This is a genomic window from Roseivirga sp. BDSF3-8 (assembly GCF_041449215.1).
Classification (GTDB): Bacteria; Bacteroidota; Bacteroidia; order Cytophagales; family Cyclobacteriaceae; genus JBGNFV01.
On sequence record NZ_JBGNFV010000001.1, the window covers coordinates 3,889,753 to 3,900,716 of the forward strand.

Annotated in this window: 2 protein-coding genes; both read right to left on the bottom strand. The window is 41.9% G+C overall.

Annotated features, from left to right (window positions below):
- Positions 1 to 35 precede the first annotated feature (35 nt).
- Complete coding sequence (locus AB9P05_RS16260) at positions 36 to 7,619, bottom strand: amino acid adenylation domain-containing protein (RefSeq protein ID WP_371909885.1); 7,584 nt, start codon at positions 7,617 to 7,619, stop codon at positions 36 to 38.
- Positions 7,620 to 7,646: 27 nt separating this feature from the next.
- On the bottom strand, positions 7,647 to 10,937 hold the full coding sequence (locus AB9P05_RS16265; RefSeq protein ID WP_371909886.1) for a condensation domain-containing protein: 3,291 nt from the start codon (positions 10,935 to 10,937) through the stop codon (positions 7,647 to 7,649).
- Positions 10,938 to 10,964: the final 27 nt, after the last annotated feature.

Below are 10,964 nucleotides of genomic sequence, written 5' to 3' on the forward strand. Positions count from 1 at the left end.
TAAATATTTTAATCGAGTGACTTCCTGTTAACCAATTATGATGTTTTTAACATACTGAGTCTGTTCTGTCTTCCTGATTTGCGGAATGATTTCCGTATCTCTTCAACTTTGCGTAGTTGTTCATCAACCATCTGATGAGGGTTGTCCACAAATGCTTCCATCATTTGAGAGAAAATTTGTTTGATACGGCTAACATCTTTCACACTATACTTTTCAGGGTGGTAAACAAACCGTATTTTCAGCATATCCGGCTCAGGGAGTACATGGATTGTAAAGTCAAAACTATTTGGCTCATAAGCCTTGATGCCTGTTAGTTCCCACGGAGATTCACCTTCACTATCTACAGGGTAGTTTCTGAAAACCATGATATGGTCAAATAATTTACCGTCAGGATGTAGCCTTTGAAGATTTGCCAATTGGGTATAATGGTAAGGCATTCCTTCAATTGCCTGATTTCTGAGGGCTCCAATCAGGTTAGATACAGATTCATTTTCCTCAAACCGGATTCTGACAGGCATGGTATTAATAAATAAGCCTACCATTCCTTCCACACCTTCCAGGTCTGAGGGGCGGCCGGATACCACTGTTCCGAACACCACGTCATGGCGATCATTCGTTTGGGCCAGATATATACTCCAAAGCGCCTGAATTACCTCATTTAAGGTCGTCCGGCTGTTCCGGATCATGGCTTCAAGGTTATGGAAAAGCTCTCCTTCAAGCCTTATTTCTTCGTATTGCAGATCGCGTGAGGACTCATTGAATGTTTGCTCAGTTTTACTTATACCTATGCTGGTGCTATACTGGTATCCTTGCAAAAGCTTTCTCCAATATTCTTCACCTTTTTCCTGCGGGTAGTTTTCCAGCCAATTGATGTAATTCTCAAATGGCTCCAGGTCGGGTAACAATGGCTGCACTTCTGACCTGAATGCAGTATAGAGCTTTTGAAAGTCATTCATTATAATGGGTATACACCACCCATCCATAATAATATGATGATAGCTTAAAATAAATTCGAACTCATCATGTGCTAACTGGAATAGCCGGAACCGAATTGGCAACTCTTCTGTGAGCCTAAAACCCTTTTCCCTGTCTTCCTCTGCAAACTTATCGAGTCGGAATTCTTTGTCTGACGACGAAAGATCCTTAATAACTTCAAAGTTGTACACAGGTGCTATATCAGATATGACTGCCTGAACGGGTTGTGAGGCAAGATCATCTCTGAAAAGGCTTCGCATTACCGGATGGCGGTCGGATAATGCCTTCACGGTTTTGTGAAAAGTCTCGGGGCAGATATCACCTTTCAGGCGATATCTCATCTGTTCGAAGTAAGCACTGGTCTTAGGGAAACGGATATGGTGGAAAAAGAAGCTTTGCTGAAGCGGGCTAAGTCCATAGACATTTTCCAGTTTATATTTTTGCTGGAAAGAAATCAGCGATGACATTGACAAGCCGACAGTCCTGAAGTCACTGGGAGTAAGGAATGTCTTTTCGACCTTAGTCAGATTTTCTCCAAATTCGAGGAGGTTTGTTTTCCATGCTTCGACAAGAGCATTAATGACCTCCGCTGAGTATTGATTTTTATTATACTTTATACTGAACTGGAGTTTTTTATCCACCAAGGCTGCAGTAAAGTCTATACTAAACAGCCTATCCTGTTCGGCTGCACGCTCTTTTCCACGGGCCTCTGTACTTAGAGTAATGCTGCTGCCTTGTTCTTTTTCACCGGAATCAAACTGGCCCAGGTAGTTAAAGCACATTTGCGGATCTTCCGTCATGCTTCTACCAGAAAGGTATTTTGCAATACCGTAATTGCTACCGGCACGTTGGAACCTGCGCAGTCTCTCCTTAATATCTATGAGATAAAGCAAGAGATCCTGATCCTTAACCTCAGGAAGTAAGACAGGGTATATTGCTGTAAACCAACCTACTGTCCTGCTTAGGTCCAGGTGTTTGATTGCATCACGGCCATGGCTTTCCATCATGAGGCTGACTTCGCCATTACCTACATTTTGCTGAATAGCCATATTTAGGGCTGCGATCAGAATATCCTGCAAGTCAGTTCCAACCCACTGGTTAGCTGCTTGCTGGATGGCCGCGATCTGCCGTTCGCCTACTTCCCCCTGGCAGGTACAAACATCTTCTTCAAGATTGTTTTTTGTTTCCTTCTTAAATGAAAGATTAGTTATAGAGGTTTTATCAATATTCCACAGATCAAGACTATTGCTCACCCGATCGCTGTGTTGCATCTCTGTTAAAGTTTCTGACCAACGCTTATAACTGTGAGTTCTGCTCAGAGCAGGCATTTTAGTGCCATTAGTAAGCGCCTGGTAGATGTCTTTGAAATCATCAATGATGATTCGCCATGACACACCATCTACAATAAGGTGATGGGCAAATAGTAAGAGTCTGTCCTGGTCCTTTAAGCGGAATAATGCAGCACTGAACAAGGGCCCATCTACTAGAGAAATATCAGACTGGTGTTGCGTGGCCAGTTTGTCTATTTCTTCGCTATATCCGTCAAAAGTGTGGTTTTGAAGATCGTGAACAAAAAAGTTAACCTTGGATTCATCTTGTACCAGTTGCTTCCACGTGCCTTCATCATTTTTGTAAACTGCACGGAGCATATCGTGCGCGTCACATAAGGCTTTTAAAGTAAGGTTAATCTTTTCCTGGTCAAAACGTTCGCCTACCAGAACTACAGATTGGTTATAATGATGATTATACTTGCTTACCTTTTCAAAGAAATAATGCTGAACCGGACTCAAAGGGAGTTCACCAATAACTCTCTCTTCCTCGGTTTGAGTATGACCTTTGCTTAGCTGCTTTGCCATTTCCCTGAGGCCTGAATATCGCATGACCAACGGAACCGTCAGGCTATAGTCATGTTTCTTCAGTAATGAAACCAGTTGTATTGCTTTAATAGAGTCTCCCCCAAGCGCAAAGAAATCATCGCCGAGTCCGGGTTGGAGAACGTTTAATAATTGCTCCCATATAGACGCTAAAATTATTTCACCATGTGTTTCAGGTGATTGGTATGCAGGGCGTCCATTTTCCTGTTCATGGTAAAGCCCGGCAATTTCTAATGGTTGCTGATGTAGCTTGTTTCTATAGACTTGTAAGCTTTCCTCATCGTTTGCCGTAAGTACCTTTAATTCAGAAAGAGGGAAATCCGGGTATGTTGTAGCCTTTTCGAGAAGCAACCTGAAATGTTCTTTCAGCTTGTAAATCGTTTCTGTGTCATATAGGTCAGAGTTAAACTCCATTCGTAAGTACAGGCCTTCTTCTGTTTCGGCAAAGAACCAGGTCAGATCAAATTTACTTCCTTCTACCCCTAAATTTAGTGGGCTTACAAGAATGTCCGTGTCCGAAGAGGATGTGTTTTCCAGGTTCAGATCACCAGTATTCTGTAACACGAGCATCATGTCAAACAAGGGACTTCTGCTCACGTCTCTTTTCAGTTTAAGTTCCTCAACCAGTTGGTCAAAAGGATACAACTGATTTTCAAATGCTTTTTTGTCCTGCTCTGCAGTGTTCTTAAGTAATTGTATAAAGGTGTTCTTTGGGTTAAAGCGGGTTCGGACAGCCAGGGTATTCACATAGAACCCTATTTGTTTTTCCAGCCCTGTTCCGTCACGTCCTGCCACAGGAACCCCTATGATAGTATCATTAAGATGTGTGTATTGACTAATAAGGCCATTTAATACTGAATGTAACCCCATAAACAGGGTCACACCATTTTGTTGGCAGGTTGCCTTTAACCCTTTGAGTAATTGTGCATCAATAAGGAAGTCAGCCTTAGAACCATTATAGGTTTTTACCGCAGGCCTGTCTTTCTGAACCCCGAGGTCTGTGCGAAGCCATCCTTCTTCAAACTGGCTCTTCCAGTACTCGCCTTGTTCTTTTAATTTTCCTGATTTAACCTGCTCTCCAAACCAAACCGCGTAATCCGTATACTGGAAAGGCAGACTGCCTATATCAGCTTTTGTGCCTTGACTGGCTGCCTGGTAATATCTAGTAATTTCACTGAAGAAAATATTCATGGACCAACCGTCACTGATAATATGATGCATGACATAACTGAAGATATATGCATCATCTTTCCAGCGTATAAGGTTGATCTTAAATAGTGGCAGATTGCTCAGGTCGAATTTAGAATCATTCATCTGCCGGACACGCGTGATGATATCCGCCTCAGAGAGATTCTGATTACTGAAGTCATGATAGCTGAAGCATTCCTCCAGATCATAAACTTCATGCACTTTCTGAAATACTTCCTCGTCGACTTTATTAAAAGAAGTTCGCAGGCTGCTATGTCTTTTAATAAGGCTTTCAAGAGCCAGCTTCATTATTTCCGGATCTACATCCCTGCAAATAACGAAGGCATTGTATATATTATAAGTGGTACTGCCTTCTTCCATTTGCTGTAGTACCCAAAGCCTCTTTTGAGCTGGAGATAGGGGATAGTGTTCTCTTTCTCCTGCCAGGGGTATTATTGTCTCGAGGTTTTCATCTGCACCACTTATAACCGTTGCCAGCTCTGCCAGTACGGGGTGGGCAAAAATATCACTTAGTTTAAGGCTAGCTCCCAGTCTTTCCCTGATGCGGGAAACAAGTTGCGTGGCCTTAAGGCTATGTCCTCCTATTTCGAAGAAATTATCTTTTTTACCGACCCTGGAAAGGCCAAGGATTTCCATCCATATTTGTGCAAGCTGCACCTCAGTAGAGGTCTCAGGAGCAACATATTCCGTTGCATTATCCTGTACAATATCGGAGGGATCAGGAAGTTTCTTGGTGTCAACTTTACCATTAGAGGTCAGCGGTATTTCATCAACAGGAACAAAGTAGGAGGGGATCATATAGCCTGGTATCAATTCCTGTATAAAAATACGTAGGTCTTTTGCAGACAAATTGTCTTCAGTCGTATAATAAGCTACGAGATACGCCTGGCCTGCATCATCTTTTCGGGTAGTGACGACGGCATCTTTTACTCCCTTATTTTTCAGGAGGTTAGACTCTAGTTCGCCTAGTTCAATCCGGTGACCTCTGATCTTAACCTGGCTATCTATTCTTCCCAGGTATTCTAATTCTCCATTCGCCAGAATCCGGGCAAGGTCACCGGATCTGTATACTTTTTGCCCTTTCAATAAAGGCACTTCTGTAAATTTTTCTTTTGTAAGGTCCGGTCTGTTCAGGTAGCCCTGCGCAACGCCCTCACCATATACGTATAGCTCTCCACTTACACCACGGGGAACTATGCACTGGTTCTGATCCAGTACAAAACAACCCAGCGTAGGAATAGGACGGCCGATACTGCTGATATTGTTTTCTATTTCATGCAGCGTGATTTGTTTGTATGTAACATGAACGGTGGTTTCCGTTATGCCATACATGTTTATTAGCTGTGTATCAGAGTATTTTTCATACCAGTTCCTGAGCTTAACAGGGGCCAGTGCTTCTCCGCCATATACTATCATCCGGAGGGCAGAAAGTTTATCATTACTCCGGTGGTCTACTTCAGCCAGACGGTAAAAGGCTGAAGGAGTTTGATTGAGAATAGTAACGTTATCTTCTTTAAGCAGCTTGTAAAACCCTTCTGTGTCCTTAGCTGTCATGGCTGGCACAACTACTACCTTACCGCCATATAGTAATGCTCCATACATTTCCCATACTGAAAAATCAAAGCAGTAAGAATGAAACAGAGTCCATACATCGTTCTGGTCAAAATCGAAGAGGTTTGCTTCATTGAAGAGTAGCCTGATAACGTTTCGGTGGCAAACCTTTACCCCTTTGGGCTTACCTGTAGTTCCGGATGTGTATATTATATAGGCTAATGATTCTCCATCTGTATTTACATCGGTAGGCAGGGAGGAAATTTTATCGCCTTTCGCAATAAATTCACTGAGTACCGATTCTGTAACTTCAACTTTACTGTTAGAGTCTTCCAGGATAAACTGAATGCGTTCCTGTGGATAGGTAGGATCCACTGGGATATAGCATGCACCTGCTTTTAGAATTCCCAGTAATACTCCAAGCATTTCTGAGGAGCGGGGCAAAGTTACCGTAACCAGGTCGCCCTCCGTTACTAACTTTTCTTCTCTTAAGAAATTTGCAAAGCGGTTGGAAAATTGCTGAAGCTCCTTATAAGAATACTCTGATCCTTCATATTTTACTGCGGTACGTTCAGGATATTCATTAACAATTTTGTCAAAACGGCTAATGATATTTTCATCACGCGGAAACTTAACATCAGCATAGTCCATCCCCTTCATTATGGAGCTTGATTGCTCTTCAGAGAGAATAGGAACAGAGGAAATAGGAGAAGCTGACTCCTGGGATATCACTTCTAAAAGGTGACAAAGGTTTTGACAGAAGTTTTCAATACTGCCTTTTTCATAATAAAGCTCATTATAGGTAAGATACCCGACGTATTGATCATTCTCTTTGCAAATAAGCAGGTTATGGTCATACTTACCCAGACCCATATTTGTCTCAACGGTATTCCAGGTAGCAGCCCCTGTATTTATACCTTCCTCTTTTTCTTCATAATGGAATAAGATATCAAAGAATGCCGTACGACTCATGTCCTTTGCAGGATTGAGTAATGTGCTCAATTGCTCAAAAGGCATGTCCTGATGATCAATAGCTTCATTTAGTGAGGCTTCAGTTTTTCTGGCAAGAGAGACAAAAGTTTCTCCGTTTTCAATAAAGGTTCTGATTACCAGTAGGTTGTCAGCAGGGCCAGCCGAGTCTGGTAAATGACTAATGTGATTAGTGCCATATGTTCCGGTAACTATCTCATCCAGACCGGAGTACCGATACAGCATAACCTGATATGCCGTGTAAAAGAGGGCTTTTTCTGATATCCCTAAAGATTCAGATAAGCTTTTGAGCTTTACACCAGCCTCCTTATTTAAAGAAAAGGCTGAAGTTGCACCCCGGTATATATGCACATGCTCTCTTGTTCTGTCACATGGTATTTCAAGTGCCTGTATTGGAGCTTTTAATTTATGTTTCCAGTACAAAAGAAGGCTTTCCAGAACATCAGCAGGTAGTTCTTTTTGCCAGATAGAGTAGTCTATATATTGAAGGTCAAGATCCTGTAATAGTGGTGTTTGACCTTTCGCAAAAGCCTTATATACATGAGCGAGCTCTTTATAAAATATATTAAGAGAATGTTTATCAGCTATAATATGGTGAAAAGTCCAGACTGCGAAGTGGTCAGTTGTCCCTGTAAGTAGAGTTACTCTGTGTAATGGCTCTTCTTCTATTTCAAAGGGCTCATTTACAAGTTCTCTTATAGTGGCTGTTATATCATCTTCTGTTTCCACTTGGGGAAGAGGAAGTATCTGTACCGGAACAGGCAGGTTTTCATGCACTGATAAGGTAGTATTGTCACCTTCCTGGCCCACCGTACAACGCAATATTTCGTGCCTTTCCGTAAGAAAAATTATAGACTTACGAAGTGCCTCTACGGAGAGACTTCCCTGAATTTTAATTACTAGCGGAAGGTTATGATACACCGGACCTCCCTGGTAGAGGTTGTTTTTTTCAAATGTATCAATAAACCACAGGCGCTCTTGTATATAAGATAAAGGAGCTTGATCGAGTATATTGCTCATAACGGTTATTATGCTGATTGTCTCTGCTTATTGATTTACTCTAACTCTTCTTGCTTTTATAGCAGGGGCGGCCACTTTTTCCTGGAGTATAGCTTTTAAGCTATCGTCAGGAGTTTCACCCATTTTTGAAAGTATACCCAGATACCTTTCCGTTAATCGTTCTATAGTGCGTGTTTCAAACAGGGCTGCATTATATTCGATAAAAGGTATAGCTCCGGAATCCAGGTCATCATACACATACAGTGTCATGTCAAACTTGCTGGTACTGTGATTACTCTCCCAGTCGGTAATCTCCAGTCCTGCTGCAGAAGGTATGCTATCCTCAGAGCCAGAGCTCAGCATATTCATAGCTACATCGAAGATAGGAGTACGATTTCTTTCCACCTGCTGGTGATAATGGCTCACCACTTCCTGGAAAGGGTAAAATTGATGTTTGTAACCTTCCTGAAGGTTGTTATGAACGGCTTTGATAAAATCTGTCAAAGTCAGCTCATTATTTACCTTATTTTTAACAGCAATTGTGTTAACAAATACTCCTAATTGGTCTTCAAGGCCTGGCTGGTTCCTGGTAGCTACCGGCACGCCGATTACTATCTCTTCATCTGCCGAGTACTTGAATAAAAGGAGGTAAAGGGCACTCATCATATAGGTGAAATTGCTTACACCAAGACGGGATGCTTCTTTGCTTATAACAGACGCAAGCTCCGGTTTTACCTCAAACTCAAACCTTTTGCCTTCCATGGTCCTGACTTCAGGTCTGGAGTGATCAGTATGCAGGTTCAGTTTGGGAAGCCTCATGCCTAAGTGGCCGAGCCAGTAATTTTTTAATGGCTTTACGGCTTCGGTGTGAAGTTGCTGGCGCTCCCAAACAGCATAATCTCTGAACTGGTAAGGTAGCTTTGGAAGTTCTTTATTTTCACTTTTACTGATCAGGCCTGCATATGTATCAAATAACTCAGAGGCCATGAGTTTTGCAGACCAGCTATCGCCGATAATGTGATGTATGTTTACTGCCATCACAAAGTCGTCCTCAGATAATTGAATTAGATATACCAGTAACTGGCCGGGTTTTTCCAGGTCAAATACATGTGAAGTGCATTCAGCTACATATTCCGAAATAGCCAAAGCCTGGTCAGGTTCCTCGCGAAGGTCAATTAAGCGTATAAAATTGGTATCCTCACCTGAGTGAACTCTCTGTCGGATATCCTCATTTTCTTCATGAAATGACGTTCGAAGTATTTCATATCTGTCCGTCATTTTCCTGAAAGACTCCATGAACAGATCAGGATTCAGCCGTCCTTTGATTTGGTAGGCTTTAGGCATATTATAAGCCCGGTTAGCATCTGCTGACTGACAGGCCATATAGATTTGCTGCTGGGAGTAGGATACCGGATAACTTTCTGCATCAGGTATTCGGGTGATACCGGCTATTTTCTTGGGCGAATTGCCTTTTAGCTCATCCAGGTAGGAGGCAAAATCTTTAAGTTTAGGCTTTCTGAACAGTTGCTGGATGCCTGCAATGCCCAGGTTTACTTTCATCTTCTGGGTAATCAAAGCTCCAACTTGTAAAGCTTTAAGGCTGTTTCCGCCAATCTGAAGGAAACTGTCTTCCTGACCGATATTGTCGGTTTTGAAGAATCCTTCCCATATTTCTTTTAACTCCTTTTCTGTCTCACTTAAAGAGTCAATTGTCTGTTCTTCAACCCCGGATATATGTCTTTCAAGTGGATCAGGCAGAGCGCTTTTATCCAGTTTCCCGTGTTGGCTGCGGGGGAATGATTTAAGTTTTACAAAATGTCCGGGTATTTCATGCTTGTTGAGTTTTTCTTCAGCAAAGCGGTGAAGTAATTCTTCATCGATATTTCCATTACCCGTAAAATAGCAAACCAGATAGTCATCACCGTCTTTTGTCTGACGTAATAAACATACTACTTCGGCTACATTCTCATTTTGCAAAAGAGATGAAGCTATCCCTGATAAATTAAGGCGTATTCCGTTTAGCTTAACTTGTTTATCTTTTCTGCCGATTAGCTTGACAGATCCATCATTCAGGTAGACGCCCTCATCACCAGTTTTATAAACTATATCATTTTCCTTTCCGGTAAGAGGGTTTGTAACGAATATCTCAGAGGTTGCAACCGGGTCGTTGTAATATCCCTTAGAAAGGAAAGGGGTTTTAATATATACTTCACCAGGCTCGTTTATACCACATAGTTTTGAGTCCTCATTAAGGATTATAGTGATAGTATTCCCAATAGGCTTACCTACACTCAATGGTTCTTCCAGCCTTGTCTCATCTATTTTATTAACCCTATGGAATGTTTTAAGGATAGTGCTTTCAGTAGTGCCATACAGGTTTATGATCTCTGATGATTGACCTGCTATTTTCTGCCAACGATTTATATCCTTTCTGTATAATACCTCACCGGCTAAAAGAACTTTACGAACTTCAGGTAGGGCATTTCCGGTATTTTCAGATGATGCCTCCATTTCCTGCATCAGCGCTCTGAAAATTGAAGGTACAGTGGCAAACGTATGAATCTGATTGGTTTTTAGCCATTTATACAGATGGTTGATGTTTGCCATCACATCTTCTGAAGGAATACATAAGATGCCGCCTGCAAGCAGTGTTGGTAAGATGTCTTTTAGGGAAGCGTCAAAAGTTGGCGCAGCCAACTGACTCACTTTTACATTCTCCTTATAATCAAGTTCATTTACCTGCCAGTCAATAAAGTGGCTGAGGCTAACTTGTTTGCCTTCTACAATTTTGGGTTGTCCGGTGGAGCCCGATGTAAAATATAGATAGCTTGAGTCCTGGGGGTCTATTACAGGAAAACGAACCTCTTCAGTATTGACAGGGGTTTCAGAGGCAATGTATGCGTCCTTTTCCCATTTATATACAGAGGGGCTTTCTTCACCATTCTGTGCAAGGATCAAATGTCCTACAGACTGTTGGTGAGTGCCCATAAGTTTATTCAAATATTCCAGGCCGGATGCATTCGAGATCACCATTTCAGGTTTGATCTCCTGAAATATCCTTTTCCACGAAGATTCACCAAGATTTTGACTTACTGGCAAGAAAACTTTGCCTGATTTGAGCGTAGCAAGAAGAGCTGTTACCATAGCAAACCCTCGAGGTAACAATACCATTACGGTACCACCTTTACTACTGTTCTCGGCCAAAATATACTTTGCCAGTTTCTCGACAGTTTCAAGTAATTGCCTGTAGGTATAGGAGCCTGAGCCGTCTTCAATGGCGGTATTATCTGCAAAGTTTTTACAGCTCTGTTCTATACGGGCATGTATAATCTTTTTCATATGATATATTCGTCCTGTCTTTTCTCT

Coding starts and splice junctions, on each gene's coding strand:
- AB9P05_RS16260 (WP_371909885.1), bottom strand. CDS start 7,619: ATGAGCAATATACTCGATCAAGCTCCTTTATCTTATATACAAGAGCGC.
- AB9P05_RS16265 (WP_371909886.1), bottom strand. CDS start 10,937: ATGAAAAAGATTATACATGCCCGTATAGAACAGAGCTGTAAAAACTTT.